The 18,680-nt window shown below is 67.3% G+C and carries 17 protein-coding genes; 7 read left to right on the top strand and 10 right to left on the bottom strand.

Translation table 11 applies throughout. The features are described from left to right. The first annotated feature begins 233 nt into the window (after positions 1-233). The gene (locus tag G4D83_RS21430; RefSeq protein WP_163866668.1) at positions 234-1,712 is read left to right on the top strand and encodes an FAD-dependent monooxygenase; all 1,479 of its coding nucleotides are present in this window, start codon (positions 234-236) and stop codon (positions 1,710-1,712) included. Positions 1,713-1,757: 45 nt separating this feature from the next. On the opposite strand, the gene G4D83_RS21425 is transcribed toward G4D83_RS21430, so the two are convergent. Beyond that, complete coding sequence (locus G4D83_RS21425) at positions 1,758-2,609, bottom strand: NmrA family NAD(P)-binding protein (protein ID WP_163866667.1); 852 nt, start codon at positions 2,607-2,609, stop codon at positions 1,758-1,760. Next, on the bottom strand, positions 2,606-3,034 hold the full coding sequence (locus G4D83_RS21420) for a nuclear transport factor 2 family protein (RefSeq protein ID WP_163866666.1): 429 nt from the start codon (positions 3,032-3,034) through the stop codon (positions 2,606-2,608). The genes G4D83_RS21425 and G4D83_RS21420 overlap by 4 nt, the downstream gene beginning before the upstream one ends. A gap of 93 nt (positions 3,035-3,127) precedes the next feature. On the opposite strand from G4D83_RS21420, the gene G4D83_RS21415 reads away from it, so the two are divergent. Further along, positions 3,128-4,093 (top strand): AraC family transcriptional regulator, encoded by a 966-nt coding sequence (locus G4D83_RS21415; RefSeq protein ID WP_240356474.1) that lies wholly within the window; start codon positions 3,128-3,130, stop codon positions 4,091-4,093. Between the two features lie 100 nt (positions 4,094-4,193). Here G4D83_RS21415 and G4D83_RS21410 read toward each other — a convergent pair whose 3' ends face one another. The 3 genes from G4D83_RS21410 to G4D83_RS21400 form a co-directional block, all read right to left on the bottom strand. Continuing rightward, entirely contained in the window at positions 4,194-5,039 is an 846-nt protein-coding gene (locus G4D83_RS21410) for a C-type lectin domain-containing protein (protein WP_163866664.1), read from the bottom strand. A gap of 317 nt (positions 5,040-5,356) precedes the next feature. Beyond that, positions 5,357-6,292: a serine hydrolase domain-containing protein gene (locus tag G4D83_RS21405; RefSeq protein WP_163866663.1), complete on the bottom strand. Its 936-nt coding sequence runs from the start codon at positions 6,290-6,292 to the stop codon at positions 5,357-5,359. Positions 6,293-6,375: 83 nt separating this feature from the next. Next, a complete protein-coding gene (locus G4D83_RS21400) occupies positions 6,376-6,909 on the bottom strand; it encodes a hypothetical protein (RefSeq protein ID WP_163866662.1) in 534 nt (177 codons plus the stop codon). Positions 6,910-7,191: 282 nt separating this feature from the next. Here G4D83_RS21400 and G4D83_RS21395 point away from each other — a divergent pair, with 282 nt between their 5' ends. Beyond that, the gene (locus tag G4D83_RS21395) at positions 7,192-7,620 is read left to right on the top strand and encodes a YciI family protein (protein WP_163866661.1); all 429 of its coding nucleotides are present in this window, start codon (positions 7,192-7,194) and stop codon (positions 7,618-7,620) included. 50 nt (positions 7,621-7,670) lie between these two features. On the opposite strand, the gene G4D83_RS21390 is transcribed toward G4D83_RS21395, so the two are convergent. After that, positions 7,671-8,699 carry a hypothetical protein gene (locus G4D83_RS21390; protein ID WP_163866660.1) on the bottom strand — a complete coding sequence of 343 codons (1,029 nt, stop codon included), beginning with the start codon at positions 8,697-8,699 and terminating at the stop codon, positions 7,671-7,673. Positions 8,700-8,982: 283 nt separating this feature from the next. Between G4D83_RS21390 and G4D83_RS21385 the strand changes: the two genes are divergently transcribed. Next, positions 8,983-9,567, top strand: coding sequence for a hypothetical protein (locus tag G4D83_RS21385; protein WP_163866659.1), 585 nt, complete (start codon positions 8,983-8,985; stop codon positions 9,565-9,567). A 164-nt stretch (positions 9,568-9,731) separates the two neighbouring features. Here G4D83_RS21385 and G4D83_RS21380 read toward each other — a convergent pair whose 3' ends face one another. Further along, positions 9,732-10,889, bottom strand: a complete 1,158-nt coding sequence (locus G4D83_RS21380; protein WP_163866658.1) for a serine hydrolase domain-containing protein — start codon at positions 10,887-10,889, stop codon at positions 9,732-9,734. Between the two features lie 283 nt (positions 10,890-11,172). On the opposite strand from G4D83_RS21380, the gene G4D83_RS21375 reads away from it, so the two are divergent. Beyond that, positions 11,173-11,622 (top strand): ATP-binding protein, encoded by a 450-nt coding sequence (locus G4D83_RS21375; protein ID WP_163866657.1) that lies wholly within the window; start codon positions 11,173-11,175, stop codon positions 11,620-11,622. After that, positions 11,610-11,957 (top strand): STAS domain-containing protein, encoded by a 348-nt coding sequence (locus tag G4D83_RS21370; protein WP_163866656.1) that lies wholly within the window; start codon positions 11,610-11,612, stop codon positions 11,955-11,957. Before G4D83_RS21375 ends, G4D83_RS21370 begins: the two co-directional genes overlap by 13 nt. Positions 11,958-12,040: 83 nt before the next feature. Here G4D83_RS21370 and G4D83_RS21365 read toward each other — a convergent pair whose 3' ends face one another. Continuing rightward, positions 12,041-15,133 (bottom strand): hypothetical protein, encoded by a 3,093-nt coding sequence (locus G4D83_RS21365; protein ID WP_163866655.1) that lies wholly within the window; start codon positions 15,131-15,133, stop codon positions 12,041-12,043. Positions 15,134-15,344: 211 nt separating this feature from the next. Between G4D83_RS21365 and G4D83_RS21360 the strand changes: the two genes are divergently transcribed. Beyond that, positions 15,345-16,241 carry a LysR family transcriptional regulator gene (locus tag G4D83_RS21360; RefSeq protein WP_163866654.1) on the top strand — a complete coding sequence of 299 codons (897 nt, stop codon included), beginning with the start codon at positions 15,345-15,347 and terminating at the stop codon, positions 16,239-16,241. A gap of 73 nt (positions 16,242-16,314) precedes the next feature. Here G4D83_RS21360 and G4D83_RS47405 read toward each other — a convergent pair whose 3' ends face one another. Both G4D83_RS47405 and G4D83_RS21350 read right to left on the bottom strand, forming a co-directional pair. Next, positions 16,315-16,950: a putative quinol monooxygenase gene (locus G4D83_RS47405; protein WP_240356473.1), complete on the bottom strand. Its 636-nt coding sequence runs from the start codon at positions 16,948-16,950 to the stop codon at positions 16,315-16,317. A 162-nt stretch (positions 16,951-17,112) separates the two neighbouring features. Then, positions 17,113-18,309, bottom strand: a complete 1,197-nt coding sequence (locus G4D83_RS21350; RefSeq protein WP_240356472.1) for a hypothetical protein — start codon at positions 18,307-18,309, stop codon at positions 17,113-17,115. Positions 18,310-18,680: the final 371 nt, after the last annotated feature.

Genomic DNA, 18,680 nt, shown 5'->3' with positions numbered 1-18,680 from the left:
AGTCGACACGCTTCGAGAGCCCCGCGAACAAGCTCGGCCCATGGCCCACGACAAGGGGGCGCCTGGCAACGGGGCCACTTCATGCGGTGCGTCAGTGCGAGAGAGCGAGGCGCCACGGCAGCCCTCCCCTTCTCTCCACTGCCAGCAAATGCCAGACCCCGGGTATTGCCGCAAGCCCCCCCGGTCATGCTCCACCCTCACCCGTTTCACTCCAGAAGCAGGAGGGCGAAGAGATGCATCCGAACGTGGTGACACAGCACGAGGTGGTGATTGCTGGAGGGGGCCCGACCGGGCTGATGCTGGCGGCGGAGCTGGCGTTGGCGAAGGTGGACGTAGCCATCGTCGAGCGGCGCGCCGGCCAGGAGGTCGTCGGCTCGCGCTCTCGCGGACTGCACGCGCGCAGCCTGGAGGTGCTTGATCAGCGCGGGGTCGTCGAGCGCTTCGTCTCTCAAGGGAAAGCGGTCCAGAACGTCGCGTTCGGGCAGGCGCCCCTGGACCTCAGCGACTTCCCGACGCGTCACAACCATGGGCTCGCGCTCGTGCAGGAGCGCTTCGAGCGCATCCTCGCTGAGTGGGTGGGCGAGCTGGCGGTGACCCTCTACCGTGGGAACGAGGTGACGGGCTTCGCGCAGGACGACACCGGCGTCGATGTCGGACTGTCCGACGACCGTGCGCTGCGGGCGAAGTACCTCGTCGGGTGCGACGGGGGGCGCAGCCTCGTCCGCAAGGCGGCGGGCATCGAGTTCCCGGGGTGGGACGCGTCCATCAGCTACCTCATCGGCGAGGTGGAGATGGCCGAAGCACCCGCGTTCGGCATCCGCCGGGACGAGAAGGGCACCTACGCCATGGGCCCGCTGGAGCACGGACGCGTGGGCGTCGTGCTGAGAGAGGAGCGCGTCGTCACGGGCGACGCGCCGACCCTGGAGACGCTGCGAGAGGGGCTCGTCGCGCTCTACGGGTCGGACTACGGCCTGCGCGGCGCCACGTCCCTCTCCAGGTTCACCGACATGACGCGGCAGGCGGCGTCCTACCGCGACCGGCGGGTGCTCCTGGCCGGCGACGCGGCCCACGTGCACTCGCCGATGGGCGGCCAGGGGCTCAACCTCGGCGTGCAGGACGCGGTGAATCTGGGATGGAAGCTGGCCCAGGTCGTGCGCGGCGTCTCGCCGGAGACCCTGCTCGACACCTACCAGGCCGAGCGGCATCCCGTCGCGGCCCGTGCGCTGCGGAAGACCATGGCGCAGACCGCGCTGAGCCGCGGCGACGCGCGGATGGACGCCGTGCGCGAGACGCTGGCGGAGTTGCTCCAGATGGACGGGCCCCGCAAGCAATACGCGGCGATGTTGTCGGGGCTGGACATCCACTACGACCTGGGCAACGGACACCCGCTGCTCGGGCGCCGCGTGCCGGACCTCGACCTGGTCACCGACGACGGCCCCCGGCGCGTGTTCCACCTGCTGCACGACGCGCGGCCGGTGCTGCTCGACCTGGGCGAGCCCGGCACGCTCGACATCTCTCCCTGGGCGGACCGGGTGCGACGGGTTGTTGCTCGCTACACGGGGGCGTGGGAGCTCCCGGTGTTCGGCGCGGTCACCGCGCCCGTCGCGGTGCTGATTCGACCGGACGGACACGTCGCGTGGGTCGGCGAGGGCACGGACCAGGGTCTGCGTGAGGCCCTGACCCGATGGTTCGGGCCGCCCCGTTCGACGTGACACGTTTCGCTCGCCGGAGCGGACTCCACCCGACAGCCTGTCGTGTCACCGCCAGACGTCGGCGTGGGCCTGGGCGAAGGCTTCGAATGTGCGCGGAGCCCGCCCGGTGACGCGCAGCACGGTGTCCGTCACGCGGTCCTCGGCCCCCTCCCGGATGGTCATGTCCAGGCCCACGAGCAGGTTCGCGTAGGCCTCCGGCATGCCCGTCCCCTCCTGGATGTGCCGGCGTACCTCCTCCGGGCCCGCATGCACATGCCGGATGGGGCGACCCGACACCCGGGACATCTCCGCCGCGATGTCGTCGTAGCTCAGTGCCTGGGGGCCGGTGATGACGTGCGCGGTGTCATGGGAGGGCTCATCCGCGAGCGCGCGGACGCCGACCGCCGCGATGTCCGCCGCGTCCACGAACCCGACGCGCCCCTTGTCCGTGGAGGTCATCAGCATGCCGTCGCGCCGGACGCTGGCCCCGTGCTGGTTCTGGGGGTTGGAGAAGTTCTGCATGAACCACGACGGCTGCAGCACGCTCCACTCTGGTGCGTGCTCGCGCAGGAAGCGGTGCACCTGTCCCAGTCCCGGGCTTCCCTCCGCGATGGCGGAGGCGCCGAGCAGGACGACGCGCCGCACGCCCCTGGCCAACGCCCGTTCGATGAACGGAATCATGAAGAGGGATGGGTCCACCATCGCGGTCACCAGCAGGTACATCCGGTCCACGCCGTCCACCGCGGCGTCGTGGGAGGTGGAATCCGTCCAGTCGAAGCGGACATGGTCGGTGGAGGGAAACGGAGGTGTCGTGCTCCGCGTGGCGGTCCGCACCCGGAACCCCTCCGAGGCCAGTGCTTCCGCGATGGGACGTCCCGTGTTGCCAGAGGCGCCGGTGACGAGGATGCGCGGCTTCATGCCTGCTCCTTGCCGAAGGTTCCCGCCGGCGCGGCCAGGGGATTCCAGTACTCGCGGTAGCGGACGATGCGCCCCTCGCGGATGTGCAGGCGCATCACGTAGTCCTGCTCGTAGTGGAAGTGTGACGGCAGCAACGTCGCCGAGCCGTGGACCTCCATCCATCCGACGTTCGGGTCGGTGGTCGGGTAGCGCTGGACGTCCGTGAAGGTGAGCCCCTGGAAGCGCTGGGTGATGGGCTCGAAGTAGGCCCGGATGGCGTTGATGCCCTCCAGTCGGGAAGGCATGCCGAGCGAGGGCGCGTAGGGGAACTCAACGACGGCGTCCGCGGCGAACAGGCCCAGCCAGCGTTCGACGTCCATGCCGATGAGCGCGAGGTGCGCGTCCATGAGGCGGGGCAGGTCCGAGGTTGAAACGGCGAGGTCCATGGGAATCTCCATCAAGGGGTGGACCTAGAATGTGCATGCCGTTATGGACGCTCAATGTCACTGCGTCCAAAAGAACTGTCAGAGCGTCCAGCGATGCCAGACGAAAAGACCGACGTGGTTTCCGATGTACTGGAGACGCTGCGGTTCAAGACGCTGCTCTTCGGTCGCTTCGAAATGGGTGCGCCGTGGGCGATGCGCCTGCCCCGCAAGGTCAATGCATCCTTCTACGTGGTGGCGCGGGGAGGACTGCGCCTCCAGGTGGAAGGAGTGGCGAAGCCAGTGTTCGTGTCCGCGGGTGACGTGGTGCTCCTGCCTCGCGCCACCGCTCACGTGCTGGATGACGGCTCCCGGAAGGTTCCTCGGGACTTCATCACCCACCAGCAGCTCCGGGCTTCGTCGGGCACGGCCGTCCGGCAGGGAGGTCCGGGCGCGACCACCACGTTGATCACCGGCTGCTTCCAGTTCGGTGTGGACCCCACGCACCCGCTGCTGCGGGCATTCCCGCCCATCATCCACCTGTCCACGCAGGAGTCCGGCAGGACGCCGTTGCTCGCCGCCACCGTGCAGTTGCTCTCCGCGGAGACCGCCGCGCCTGGACCGGGAAGCGCCCTGGTGGTCGGCCGTCTGGCGGACGTGCTGCTGGTGCAGGCGCTGCGGGCCCAGGCGCTGCTCGCGCGGTCTGGGGAGGCGGGGTGGAAGGCGCTGGCGGACCCGGCCATCGGGAACGCACTGGCCCTGATGCACGAACAGCCCGGCACGCCCTGGACGGTGGAGCGGCTGGCCTCGGCCGTGGGCCTGTCGCGCTCCGGGTTCGCCGCGCGCTTCCACTCGCTGGTGGGGGAGACGCCCCTGAACTACCTGTCGAACTGGCGGATGTCCCGCTCCGCGCGGTGGCTGCATGAGTCCGACGACAGCCTGGAGGCCATCGCCGAACGCGCTGGCTACACGAGCGCGCCCGCCTTCAGCAAGGCCTTCAAGCGTCGCTGGGGCGTGGGACCCGGCGCGTATCGGCGGACGCCCACACCGAATGAAGCATTGCGGGCGCCGCTCGACACATAGGCGACCCTCGCCCTCCGGCCTCCTCCGATGACAAGGTTGGGAGCGGAGGGCATGAGAAACCCAGCCACAGGCCTACAAACCGGGCTTCTTCAACAGCCTGCTAGTTTGAGTAGGAATACGCCACGACACCGCCGCAACTACTGCTCGAATAGCAACCCGCCTTGATGACATAGTTTCCCGACGTCGGAACAACTATCGAGATGTTCGATGCCGTTCCGCATGCCCCGCTGATGTCGTCGTTGCTCGCGACCTCTTGTCCATTTGGGCCGTTGATTCGCAAATAGGTATCACCCACGTTGGATGCGCCGGCAACGCCACATGTTCCGACCACGAACAATTGCCCAGCCCTCAGATAGATTGAGTAGTTGCTGGTATTGACCGTCCCATTGGAGGTGCTCGACGCCGAGTATTCGAAGCGACCATTGCTGGCCTCGGGCACCTGGGCCTTTTCGCAGATGAACGGGAAGGTCCTGCCGCAAGGCCAGTCATTCCACTGCTCGGAAGTAATCGATGGCAGCCATTGATAGCGATCCGCGACGCAGTGCTCCCCACCGTCGTTGTTGGGCTCACCCGAAGCAAAATTCCAGTAATTGGAGGCCCCTCCGGACCAGACAAAGAAACCCTCTTGCCCCAAGTCGTTGAGCCCAATCCACCAGTTGTACAGACCCAGGCGGCTCTCGTGAGTCTGCAGAAAGCCCTCTTCGCCGACGTCGTTGAGCGTCACGAGCTCATAGCCGCTGACCTTGCAGATTGAGTTGGCTTCCTGCCAGGTCTTGGGAGTCGTCACGAAGAGATAGTCATGCCCACCGTAGACGATTGCCTGAGAAGAGACGCCGAAGTCCTCCACCGCCTGCTCGGGCTGCGGCCCAGTGCCCTCGCCGCATCCACCCCATGTGATTGCAGACAGCAAGACACCTGCACGGACTGCCATTCCCGCTTGGCCCATGACCCGATCCTCATTTTCGGAAACCGAAATACTTTCAATGCATAATCAAAACCTCCAGGCAAAGTCAATGAACGCCCATTGATGCCAGCCCCATTGCAAGGCAAATGGCAACTTTCAGCTGGAATGGACTATCCATGTGAGCGGCACCAGCCCTGCAATCGAGGAGCGCTCCATTTCGTCGCTGAAGTGGAAGTAGAAGGTCTCGATAGCTGCGAGAGTCGCGACACCTCTCGTGTCCTCGTCGCCGAGGACCTCGACGGTTCTACGACTTGCAAATGACACCTCAGGTCAGGCGGGCTGAAGGCACTTCCCCAACCTCAGCCCTCTTCACCAAGCGCGCGCAGCTCGAGCCCGAAGGCCGCCTCCGCCAGCCGCGCCACGATGCGCGCGTCCAGCGCGACGTTGCGCTCCAGCGCGGCATGCAGCCGCACCAGGTCGTCCAGCGTCGTGGAGAGGAACCCGGAGGGCACACCGTAGAGTCCTTGGGGCTCGGGGAGCATCTCCCGCCAGGCTCCCTTCTTCCACTCGTGGCCGGTAGCGAGGTTGCGCGAGGTGGCCGGGTAGCCCGTGTCCACCATGCCCACGGGGCCCCAGACGTCCTCGCGCATGAAGGTGACGAAGGGCCGGCCGCTGGCCGACTCCACCAGCCTGCCGACCACCGCGTAGTTGAAGTTGGTGTAGTCCGTGCGCGTGCCCGGGGCAAAGGTGAGCGGCACCCCGGCGTAGCCCGCGAGCGCCTCCTGCCAGGTCGCGGGTTGGCCGACCTTGTCCCCGATGCCGCTCGAGTGCGCCAGGAACTGACGCACGGTGATGGCGCGCCAGGCCGGGGGAAGCTCGGGCAGGTAGCGCGCGGCCGGCACATCCAGGCCGAGTTGGCCGCGCTGCACGAGTGTCAGCACGCCCACCGCGGCCAGCGCCTTGGAGAGCGAGCCGATGTGGAAGACGGTGGCGGAGTCCGGCCGCTCACCACCGCCCCGGCGCTTCTCGCCGTACCCCTTCTTCGCGACGACCATCCCACCCCGCACGACCGCGACAACGGCACCCGGCAGTTCCTGCCGTTGCATCTCCTCGGCGAGGATGGCGTCCATGCGCCGCTCGAGCGCACGGTCGAGCGCCACGGTGGGCTCGGCTCGCCGCGCGGCGGGCCCTGGCGCGGTGGCGGCCCGCCGGGTCTTCGCCGGATCAGCCCGCGAGTGCACCGGGACGAGGAGCAACAAGGCCAGAAGCGGGGCGGGGATGGCTGGAAGTCTCACGAGTCCACGAGTCCGTCACGACGGGGCACGGAGAACTCTTACACCAGGACAACCGCATGTGCCTGTACACGAGGGCCGCCGCCTCAATGAGGTGCCGGGATTGGCGCTGCGGACCGGGGGGTGGAAGCGGCGCCGACCATTCGCGTCGCGCCATCCTTGTCGACCTCCAGCTTCAAGCGCGGCTGCCCCTGAGCATCATGGAGGACGATGCCCGCGATGCCGTCCACCACGCCCAGGGTGATGCGCTCCTTCCAGTCGTGCCGGAAGGTGATGTTGGGCTGGCCCTGGATGAGGCTGACGCACATCGCCTCGTAGCCCTCCTCGCTGTCGAAGCACAGCCCGCGAATGCCGAGGGAGTCGATCATCGCAAGTCCTCCAATCTCATGACCAGACGGGTCCATGAACTGGAGGCCGTAGACCGTGACGGCGCGCTTGAGACCCTTCGGGTCGGGCAGGGGCGCGCCGATGCGGATGCGCGCCTGGCCGTGCTCGTCAACGATGTTCAGCTCGCGGACGGAGAGGGACTGCGCGGCGGTGGAGTGGCTGCACGCGCCGAGGAGCAGGCCGGCGGCGGTGACGACGAACGTCGGGAACAAACGGGAGCGGGAAGAGGACATGGGCGCATCACGATGAAGGACGCCGCCCTTCCGTGTTCCATGGCGGTTCCTTCCGTCCGTCATGGATGCGTCATCGCGCGAAGACTCCGATTTGCCCGCGCGGAGGTCCGGTGACCTTCAGCGCTCGGAGGCTCAAGCCAGGCTGGCAAGCTTGACGTCCGAGTAAAATCCGAGCGTTACGTCCTCCCTCGCTCGCGGCAAGAATCCGCATCGCGGATGTCGATCTCGCGGCGCACGGTTCGTCGCCTCGGAGAAACCCACCGAGTCACCAGGAGACACGCGATGAAAGTCATGCTGATGGTGAAGGCGAACCAGCAATCGGAAGCAGGCCAGAAGCCGACCGACGAGGCGCTGGTCGCGATGCACGACTTCAACGAGGAGTTGCGGAAGGCCGGTGTGCTGCTGGACCTCGCCGGCCTCACGCCGATGAGCCATGGCGCGCGTGTGCGGTACAGCAAGAGCCAGTGCAAGGTCATCGATGGCCCGTTCGCCGAAGCCAAGGAGCTGATCGCCGGCTACAGCCTGCTCGAGGTCAAGACGCTCGCCGAGGCCATCGAGTGGGCCAGGCGCGCGCCCTTCAGCCTCCTCGTGCAAGACGGCGAGGAGGTGGAGGTCGAGCTCCGGCCGCTGTTCGACCCGACGGAGTTCGACGTGCCAGGAGAGGCCGAGGAGCGTGCGAAGCGGCTCGGCGAAAAGCCCGGCACGACGTAGCCGCGGCACGGCGAGACAGACGCGCGGCGATTCCCGGTCCTCCGGCGGGGCTACAGGAACTCGTCCCCTGCCCCAGCCTCCGGCTCCTGTGCGGAGAGGAGGACCTTCCCGGGCCCCTGCTCCACGCGCAGGCCCAGGCCCATCGCCGTCAACTCCTCGAGCGCGGCGAGGGCCTCCATCACGGGCTGGACATCGGAGACCCTGGCAGGCACGGCGATGCGCTCCAGCCGCGAGCCCACCCGCTCCAGCAGCACGTGCGCGGGGAGTGCCTCGATGTATCGGCCATACAGATAGGCGGGCGCGATCAACTGCACGACTTCGGAGGGCGAGACTCTCGCCATGCTCGCATCGAAGCGCTCCTTCACCTCCTCCACCGAAGTCTCCTGACGCCACAGGCCCAGCAGGGAGCGCAGGAAGTCCATCAGCGGTTGCGACCGGGACGCGCCTGGCTGGGCCGAGGCGACCTCCAGCGCACGCTCGGCGCGGGCGGTGTCCGGCTCGACGAAGTACAGCGGCAGCACCTCCTCGCGGCCTGGAGTGTAGAGGGGTTCGGCCAGTCGCTCCGGCTCACCCGCGAACGAGCGCAGCGTCTCGGGTTCGAGCGGCTGACCCGCGAGCCACCGGCACCACAGCGCCTCGAGCGAGCCCGCGGCGAGCGACGCGCGGCGCAGCAGATGGGGGCGTACCTGCTCCACGCCTCCGAACAACAGGACCGTCACGAGGTCCTGGGCGGATGGCCCGTCGGGGAACTCGAGCGCATCCACCCCCGTCCAGCGCGCGTACCGTTTGCGCTTCAGGTCGCGCTGGACCTCGCTTGCCACCTCGCTCCACGCGGACCAGGGCACGCCGAGCGCCGCGTAGTCCTTCCGGAGTCCCTCGTCCGCGGGGGCCGAGACTTCGTTGGGGCGCTTCTTGAAGTCGGCCCGCACGCGCTTGAGCTCCTTCGCGAGCGCGGGCAGCTCCTCCGCCGGACAGCCACCCGTCAGGAGCCGGAGGCGGGAGACGGGCACGCCGGGCAGCTTGAGCAGCCAGGATTTGAACGCCGACCAGGCGGGTGCGGAGAGGTGTCGGATTTCCACGGTCTGTCCTCGTTCAGGCGCCAGGTCCGCTCCCCCGCGATGGGTCGTCGAGCCAGGTGGCCTGCTCCGTCATGAGTTTCTTCAGCTTGAACCATGGAGGCCTGCCGCAGAAGAAGGAAGAGCACCGGCACCCGTGCCTCCCCGAAATCCGGCCGAGCCATGCGCCCACCGCACCGCACCACGGCCTCGCGTGAATAAACCGGCGCGCCCCACGTCAAGGGGCCGCACTCGCCACCCCTCGAGTGGCCGTGGCCGGCCGGAGCCACCTCACGGTAGACTCCCCATGAAAAGACACCCCGTCGTTCTCGTCGGACTGTGGCTGGTGCTGTTGGTCCCTGGCCTGGTCCGCGCGCAGCCCCGCGCCTTCGACTTCTCTGGAGGCCGCCGGTCCTTGAGCCTGTTGGAGGCACGTGCGCCCCAGCCGCCAGGGCGCGTGGAGCACAACCGGCTGCGAGCGCAGGAGGTCAGCACCGGTGACGCCCAGGGAGACTTCCCCCTCATCCTCCTGCTGGTGCCAATCCTGGCCACGGGCGGCGGCGCGCTCTTCGGGGCCCTCTTCTGCGTGCCGTTCCTCCTGGACGGGCAAGCGACGGACTGCAGAATCCCGGTCGCCGTCGGCGGGGCCATCGGCCTGGCCACCGGGTTGGCCCTGCTCGGGATCGCCATCTTCGACCCCTCGGGACTCGACACGTGTACCGGGAGCGAGGTGGACTGCCCCACGGAGGAACCGCCGCGCGCCGGTGCACCGAAGAGACTCCAGGGACGCGAGGCGCACCGACGTGGAGGCTTCTCCCTTCCCCTGACGCTCACGCCGTCCGTCGGCATCGTCAACGACCGCGCCGTCGTGGGACTCGGCGGACGCTTCTGACACGGCCTCCGGGCAGGACGGTTGTCAGCGTTCGCCAGACCTCGCTTCCCCTGAAGCAAGGCGCGGGACATCCGGGCATCGGAAGACAGCCGCGAGACAACCGAAGGCATGCGCTATTGACAGGCGACTTCCGGAGGGACTCGGGCACCCGGTAGAACGCTCCGCTACTTCTTGCACGTCGTCGCCGCATCGACCTTGGCCACGTCGGCGCCCCACAGGCAGACGATGCGGTCCAAAGCCAGACCGCTGCGGGAGTTGCTGAAGAAGACGATGCCGTCGCCGGATTGCGGACGCATCAAGAAGTTGGCGCGGAAGCCCGCCTGGTTGCGTCCATCGTGACCGACGGCGGTGCTGCCGTCGCCGAGGCGTTCGATGAAGTGACCCAGGCCGTAGACCCCATCACCGGGCGCGCGCGGCGTGCTCAGCTCCGCGGGCGTGTACAGCTGGGCCAGTTGCGCCGGCGTCAGTGGATGCGCGCCAGCGGTGTTCGCCATGCCAGCAATCATCCAGCGGGCGAAGTCGCGGACGGTGGTGGTCAGCGTCGAAGGCGCTTGCTCGACGTAGTAACGCATCGGCACCGGCCTTCCCTCGTCGTCGTGTCCCTGCGCCGCGCCGGCCAGCACCTCCGGCGTCATGGCGACGCTGCTGTGTTTCATGCCCAGCGGCCGGAACACCAGCTCACGCGCCAGGTCCGAATACTTGCGCCGCGTGCTCCGCTCGATGGCCAGCTGCATCAGGGTGTAGCCGCCGCCGGAGTATTGGAATTTCACGCCGACCGGCGCGAACAGCTCCACCGCGCCGCGTCCATTGGTCTTCCCGGCCAGCGACTCCTCCAGGCTCGGCAGCTCCTTGAAGTCGAGCCAGCCTTGATACCCGCCCAAGGTCGTCCCCGCGGTGTGCGACAGCAGGCGGCGAATCGTGAGCAGGCGATGGTCGAAGTGGCTCTTCGCCAGCGGCCATGGAGACACCACATCGGCCACCGACTCATCCAACCGCACGCTCCCCTGCTCGGCCAGACGCATCGCCACCCAACTGGCGATGGGCTTGGCCAACGAGGCAGCGGCGAACACCGTGTCGGACGTCACTGGCACCTTGCCCGCGTGGTCCGCGAAGCCGAAGCCCTTCGCGTAGACCAGCTTGCCTCCGACAATCAGCCCCACGGCCGCGCCTTGGATATGGGCTTCTTTCATGAGGGCCGGCACTTCGCGCTCGATGACCTGGGCGAACGGCGGCGGCACGACGGCGGGCACGGTGCGGGGTTGGCCCTGGGCCCGGGCGAGAGACAGCGGAAGGATGAGGGTGAGCAGGAGCTCGGCACGCATGGGCGTTCCTCCGAAGGTGGGTACGGAGAAGAGGATGCGGTGGCCGGCGCGGCGCGTGGGGTACCCATCGCCCAACGTCTCACAGCGTCGCCGGAGTGCGCGTGTCCGCGTGGACCCCACGGGTCGCTGCACACCAGGACGGTGGACACTGAGTCATTCTCTCCAGCCAACTCCTGAAATCCGATAAAGCGAATTTATTTGCGAAAGAAGACATTCATGGATACTCCCAATGAGGCGGTCGGTTGGCTTTCTCACGACCGCGCGTCCACGGCCCTGGATACACATGTTTCTGAAGCTGTCTGGAGAAAGCCGCCTCACCTTCATCGGTGACGTCACCACGGCCACGCGAGCCTTCTTGCGGGAATCGGGCTTCCCGGATGCAGTCGCTGAGCACGTGGAGCTGGCCGTGGCGGAGGCCGTGGCCAATGCCATCCAACACGGGAATCAGAGCATCGAAAGCCGACATGTGGAAGTAATGCTCGTCTCGCTGGCGGACCGGGTGACCATCTCCGTCCGAGACGAGGGAACCGGCTTCGATGTCTCCGCGCTTCCGGACGCGCTCGACCCGGCACACCGTCTCAAACTCTCGGGCCGGGGCGTGCTGCTCATGCGCGCGCTCATGGACACGGTCGAGTTCTCGCTCGCTCCCGAGGGAGGCAGTGTCGTTCGACTGTCAAAGCAGCAGCCCGCAGCACCCACCACACCACAGGAGAAAGACCCATGTCTGAGTTGAAAATCAATGAGCGGCAGTCCGGCGGCGTGACCATCCTCGACCTCGCCGGGAAGATCACCATTGCAGACGGGGCGCCCGTCCTCCGTGGCACCGTTCGCAACGCGCTGGAAGGCGGAAAGAAGAACCTGCTGATCAAACTCACCGATGTGACCTATCTGGACAGCAGCGGACTGGGTGAGCTGATCAGCTCCTATACGACCACGAACCGTGAGGGCGGCAAGCTCAAGCTGCTGAGCCCCTCTCGGAAGATCGAGGACCTGCTGATCATCACCAAGCTCATCACCGTCTTCGAGGTCTTCGACAACGAGCAGGAGGCATTGAACAGCTTCAAGTAGCCCTGGACCGGCCGTCAGCGGTGGAGCCCTGTCCTCCAGGGCCCCATCCGCAGCTCCATGAATGCCGCTCGATTCGGGAAGTGTTACCCCCGCAGGACTCGCAGCTCCTTTGCTGAGCCAATCGCGGGATCCCCGAACACGTTATCCGAGGCGGTGATGTTCCCCGACACCCCGCCGACCACGTTCCAATTCGTGCCGGTGCCGAACGCCACCGTCGTCGGCTCGTCTCCCACGTTCGCCGTCTCCCCTTCGCCGCAGACCTTGTCGAAGTCCTGCGGGACGTTGTACTGGGTCCGGTTGGGGAAGCCGACCTGCCGGTAGTAGCCCTTGTTCGTGGTGCCAGACCCCGGGTCGCCGAAGGTGGCGGTGTTGAAGGTGACGGCGCCCGTCAGCCCCGCGATGAAGCGGTAGTGGCCATTCGCGCCATAGGCCACATCGCAGGGCCCTGGCAGGTTGAAGGTCGCGCCGTTGCTGACGACCCCATTGAAGGTGGCGATATCGTATCCACCCGGCAAATCCCTGGGCACATTGATGGGCGTGTTCGCGCTCGGCCCCTGGTCCCACCCGGTGACGACGAACAGGAAACGCGTGGGCAGCGACTGCTCGTAGAGCAGCAAATCGTCCGCCGACGTGGTGCCCGCCAGCATGCCCAGGTTGGGCTGCGCCACCGGGGACGTGAACTCCCCGTGGGCCGCCGCATCGCTCAAGGACTGGAGGTACCAATCCCGAGCGATGCTCGGGAAGTACTTCAGCTCGAGCGCCCACAGATACGCCTCCTTGAGGAAGTAGAGCCGGGCCGACATGGATTGCGTCGGCGCGAGCGTATTCAGATACGTGTAGAGGCCCACGCCGCTGGAGGCGTTGCTCGTCGAATCGCGCGTGAAGGAGAAGGAGAAGTCCAACGTTCCACCCAGGTACGTCTCCCCCGAGGCGGAGAGGCCGCCGTTCTCACTGCCAATCTCCGCCGTCTCGACGAACCCCGCATAGACGTTGACGTCCAGGTGGACGCCGAAGCCCGTGGTCGTTCCGCTCGACACCCGGTACTGGCCGTCGCAGACCGAGCTGCCGCTCATGGCGAACTTGAGGTACTTCTGACCGTTGAGGTCCGTCTTGGTGCCGTACTTCCCGATGACGGCCGTGACGTAGTTGTGCCCCGTGTAGAACGTGCTGAGGTCGGTCCCATCCGGAGCCGTGAAAATCTGCTGAATCTCCGCCGGTGTCTTTCCGGCGGCCCCCAGCCTCCTCACGCACTCGGTATACAGCTTGAACATGCGGTCGTTGATCGCCTCCGCTGTATAGGAGTCGACCATGCCCGGCGTGCAGGCGTAGGTGAAGAAGTCTCCAGCGATGGTCTCATCGGCATCGTCCGAGACGACGGGCCAGTGGGCCACGACCAGGGGCGCCGGGCTGAAGTTGGCGTCGTGGTTGAAGTTGAGGTTCGTCGCCGTCCCGTACTGGGAGCGCAGCCAGAACAGGGACCGTCCGAAGTAGCACCCGTAGGGACGGACCAGGTAGGGAGACGCGTCATCGAGCGGGAAGTACGGATGACGGTAGGCCTTCGTCGCCACCTTGATGCTCTGGGCCGTGAACTTCCCGTCCTGCCACGCGAAGCGTCCGGAGGCGCCAGCCTTCGCGGTGATGCCCCAAGCGACTCCCGTCTTGTAGCCCCCGAACGGGCCCGTGGCGGCCGTATCTCTCGAGGAGTACTGGATTCCCAGGCTCGCGGAGAGTTTGATTTCATTCAGGACGATATCTTCCTGAGTGGTGTTCATCTCATAGTCAAACAGGTTCCAGTCGGCCATGCCGTCGGGGCTGGCATTCCCCCAGACCTCGGGTGCCGGGAGGGGCATGGGGAATGGGTCGCAAATCGCCGTCAGCACGCGCTTGCCGGCGTTCTGCTGGGTCGGCGGGTGGAGCATCGTCTGGAGCTTGAAGTCGCCATACTTCAGGGACGACATCTGGATGGGCGAGCCCGGCGAATTCGAGCAGCGGACCCAGGCGAGCCCCAGGATGATGGGGAGGGTGGCGGAGTCCTCGCTCGACGTCTCGGGGACGAGGCCGACCGAGAAGCACATCGAGAGGGGCCCCTCCGTGTCCTCGGTCGCCGAGGTGAAGATCTTGCCGAACTCCGTCCAGGTGGGGGCGGCCGAGGAGTCAATCTGGCGCAGCGGCCGGATGTCTGGAATCACGGCGATGGAGATTTGATGACTGGCGTTGGAGTCGGCGAACAGGGCGACGAGCCGTCCAGCGGGGTCCACCGCCAGGCTCATGCCCGAGGCCTTGCGGCTCTTGACCGATGAAGGCCACGAGAGGAGCATGGGCGATTGCGCGGGAGTCGCGTTCGCGTGGCACGCGGTGTCCAGCGTCCAGGAGAACGTGGTCGTGGTGGAGTGGTTCTCGTCCCACAGCGCCGCGATGACACAGTTGACGGAAGGGCTGGTGGTGGTGGCCCCCGGCTGGGTGACCAGGATGGTGCGCAGGTCGAGGTTCGAGAGGTTCGAGGACGTCTGGCTGGGGCTGGTCGCGGGGGCCGTCGTGTACCAGGGCGACACCCCGGGAGACCAGTCGTTGGTGATGGGATTGTAGTCGTTGACATCCAGGACGAGGTGGCAGACCTGCAGCGCGTTGTGAGCCGAGTCCCAGACGAGGTAGTTGACGAGAATCTCCGTCTCGCCCTTTCCGGCGCAGGCCGACACGCCCTTGGAGAGGACCTTCACGGTCGTCTTGCTGCCACCGGTTGTGGCGGGCGGCAACGAGAGCTGACACCAGTCCGTCTTGGAGCGGGTGTTTCCGGGGACGATGCGGACCGCGCACAAGGCGTTGTTCTGGGTGTCAATCCAGAAGATGTAGACGAGGTCGCCGAGCGAGACCACGCCGATGCGCTTCTCGGTTTCGAAGGCGAGAGCGGACTGCGTCGAGTCCTTCTCGACGGTGAACGGGGTCCAGGGGTCCAACCGGCTCGGATTCCCCGAGGTGCGGCTGAGGTAGGCGACGGTGGACGAGCTGAGGTAGCCCTGGAGCATGTCGTCGTCGTTGACTCCCACCAGGGCCAGGGAGGGGCCGGTCTGGATGAGACGGAACTCTCCATCGTCACCGACGACATCAAACGGCTCTTCAACGGGGATGCTGATGACAGGGGTGGGCGTGGGCGGGACCTGCGCTACCGTTGAAGGCATGGCTGTTCCAATCCGTCGAGGAGAGAGTCGTTCCACGGCTGCATTAGCAACAGCGGGGCCACTCATGGAGGGGGCCCATTCGAGGAGACCTCCGAGGTTTCTCGCTCGGGCCGCGGCGGCTGCGTCCAGCGCGGACGCGGCTGCGTTCCTCCGGATGCGGGGGGGCACGCTCGGGTTGCCTGCCCTCGAATGAAGAGCGAGCCTGCGCCCCATGGAGATGCATCAGGTCCGGTACTTCCTGGCGGTGGCGGAGACGCACAGCTTCACGCGCGCGGCGGAGCGTTGCCATGTGTCTCAGCCCACGCTGACCGCCGCCATCAAGAAGCTGGAGGGCGAGCTGGGAGGGCCGTTGCTGCTTCGTGACAGGAGCGGCGCGAAGCTCACGCCCCTGGGCCGGCAGGTGCTGCCCCGGCTCCAGCGCATCGACGATGAGAACCGGAGCGTGGCGCTCATCGCGGAGAACCACCGCCGGTTGAAGCAGGTGCCGCTGCGCGTGGGCGTGCTGTGCACCATCGGCCCCGCGCGGTTGGCCCGCGACCTGGCGGCGTTTCGCGCCGTCGCGCCCGGCGTGGAAGTCGAGCTCCGTGTCGGCACCCGCGACACGGTGGTGCGGCAATTGGAGGAAGCCGAGGTGGACCTCGTCATCACCCACGCCGCCGCGCCCATGCCTGACTGGTGCGTCGTCGCGCCGCTCTACGAAGAGCGCTACCTCGTGGTGCTCCCGCCCGGACATCGCCTCGCCGCGTGGGACACCGTGCCGCTGAAGGAGCTGGCCCATGAGCCCTACGTCGACCGGCTCGCCTGCGAGATGCGCGAACAGGTCGGCGCGCTGTGCACGTCCCGCGAGGTGGTGCTGTACGCCAGCTATCGCACCGAACGCGAGGAGTGGGTGCAGAGCCTGGTCGCCGCGGGCGTCGGCTTCGCCTTCATGCCCGAGCATTCGTTCCTGCCCTCGGCGAGCGCCACCACCGCGCGTCCGCTCGTCGAACCGGCGCTCCAGCGCACCGTGTCCCTGATGCGCTCGGGAGACAGGACCGCGCCACCGGCCGCGAAGCTCTTCTGGCGCACGCTGATGGAGAGCGCGAGGCGCACGCGTCCAGGCGCCTGAAGGGAAACGGGCGAGGGCCACCCCTGCTGACGGTGTGCCCTCCACGCCCGCGGCCCTTGGGGCCGGAGGTCGCTCAGCGCTTCACAGCGAGCACGTCCACCTTCTCGATGGACGGCGGCCGTGAGAGCAGCTCCGGGGCGTTGGCCATCAAGGCAGCGGCGACCTTGCCACTCAGATGCGCCTGCCGACCCGCTTCGTCGGGGAAGGTGTCCACGATGCCGAAGGTGGTCGGCGAGAGCCTCAGGGCATACCAGTGCAGCGTGGCCGGCTCGTCCCGAACGATGGGCAGACCGCCCTCCAGGAACTTCTGGACGTCGGCCTCCTTGCCCGCCTTCGCCTCCAGGAGCACGACCAGGGCCCGTTTGTCGGACGCCTCCGGAGTGCCCTGGGCCTTGGTCGCGAGCAGGTCCACCTGCTGGAGGGACGGCGGCTGCGAGAGCAGGTCCGGCGCCTGTGCCATCAGTGCCGCGGCCACTCTTCCGCCGAGGTGCGCCTCGCGGCCAGCCTCGTCCGCGAAGGTATCGAAGATGCCGAAGGTGGTCGGACCGAAGCGCAGCGCGAACCACTGCGCTGTCGCCGGCTCTGCCTGGACCACGGGCAGACCGCCCTCCAGGAACTTCTGCACGTCGGCCTCCTTGCCTGCCTTCGCCTCCAGGCGGACCAGCAGGCCCACGTGAACGTTCTCCGCCTTCTGTGATTGCGTCGTCATGGATTCACCCTCGTGCGCGTGCAAGTGGTTGGCGGATGGGCTGGACTGCGTTCAGGGCGCCAACCCGGCCGCGATGGGTCCACATATAGACCTCGCTTCCGGCCACCGTGAATCCCTTGGCGTCAATGGATGGATAGTCATCACCTATGGGCGAAAGCCGGCCTACAGTCCTACCTGCAACAGGAGGAGGAACTGCGAGAAGGAATCCGTGCCCTCCCCCAGCTCCGGATAGTGGTCCCAGTTGAGGACGGCTCCCACCGGGCCGAAATGCAGGTCCACGAGGAGCCGCAGCCCCGGCCTGACGTCGGGAAGCACCTGCACCGGCACACCCAGGCCGAGCCCGAGGCTCGGGATGATGGCGACCTGGGGCGTCGCATACTGCGAGAGGGGCGTGAGGACGAGCTGCTTGTGAAAGTCCGTCTCCGCCGAGAACGAATGCAGGAAGGCCTCGGGCGCGGCGAACTGGTAGCCGAGCCGCGCCAGCAAGCGGATCCCGTCCAGGCTCCGCAGGCCCAGGCCCAACTGCACACCGCCCGGAGTCCACCACGGCACGGGCTTCGTCAGCGTGACGTTGAGCCATTCGGGCGCGCTCGCCGCCGTGAGGTGCCGCTCCGCCACCACCTGCGAGCCCTCGTGCCGAAGCCGCCAGTCCGTGGCCACCGGAGCTGTCCGCGCGGATGCGTCCGGACTGCTGCCCACCTCCCATGTGGAAGGGACCCGCACGGTGACGTGCAGCTCGGGGTTGCCCGCCCAGGTCCGGATGGGGCCCAGCAGATAGTCGATGTCCCAGTGCGTGGCCCGCGCCGGTCCGGGAGACAGCAGCACATGTCGCGCCTTGATGGCGGGCCACACATACCCCGATGACAGGAAACGCCGCTCGAGTCGCACCACACCGCGAACCACCAGGTCCCCTTCTTTCCCGGGCGGAAGCGTGAGCGTGAAGCCGAAGCGCTGCTCGAGCCGCCGGAACGTATTCTCCGGTGGCGACCGCACAGGTGCGGTCTCCCCGGCTCCGGACGTGGGGCCGCTGGGGTCGACCTGCTCTTCCGTCACCGGGAGAGGCTCCTCGTCGAATCGGACGCTCACCTCATGCGTACGGAGTCCCAGAAAGGCGGCATCGATGACCTCCACCTCGGAGGTTCCATTGCGCAGCCGGTAGCGCGCCTCGAAGCGGCACGCGGCCTCGCGCTCCGCCTCCGCGCAATCGAAGTCCAGCTTCTCGCCGAGCACCTCCGAGCGCGTGCGCGCGAGACCTGGCGACAGGGTGAAGGCCGCTGGCGTGCGCGTGGATGCGGCCACGTTGGCGGCGGCGGGCAATGCAGCGAGGACACAGATGAAGGAGGCGAGGTGGGGCGACATTGGCCGTCATTGTCGCTCAAATCCAAGGTCTGGCATCAGGTAGAGACGGAGGCCAGCGCAAGGCGAAGCGCCACACACGGGCCTGGCGATTCGTCTTTGCCTTGCGCGACCGTGGCGCTCAGGTCGCGAGCACATGCACTCCATCTACCGTGGTTCGCCTCCCCAGCGGTGTTTGTCTATCATCCCGCGCCATGCACTTGTGCCCCTCCCGGCGGCCCGTCTCCCGCGCGCGCTCCGCCTCTCGCTTTCCCAGGTGACGCTGAGCGCGGGCGGATGGATCCTCCCGAAGCTGGTTGAGTACGCCGAAGGGCCCTACATGAACATTCCATTCATCCCCGATGAGGGTCCCCTCCCAATGCTCACGATGGGCG

The organism is Myxococcus eversor, assembly GCF_010894455.1.
GTDB lineage: Bacteria > Myxococcota > Myxococcia > Myxococcales > Myxococcaceae > Myxococcus > Myxococcus eversor.
Note: the sequence above shows the minus strand (reverse complement) of the source record. Positions and strands in the feature narration are given on the sequence as shown.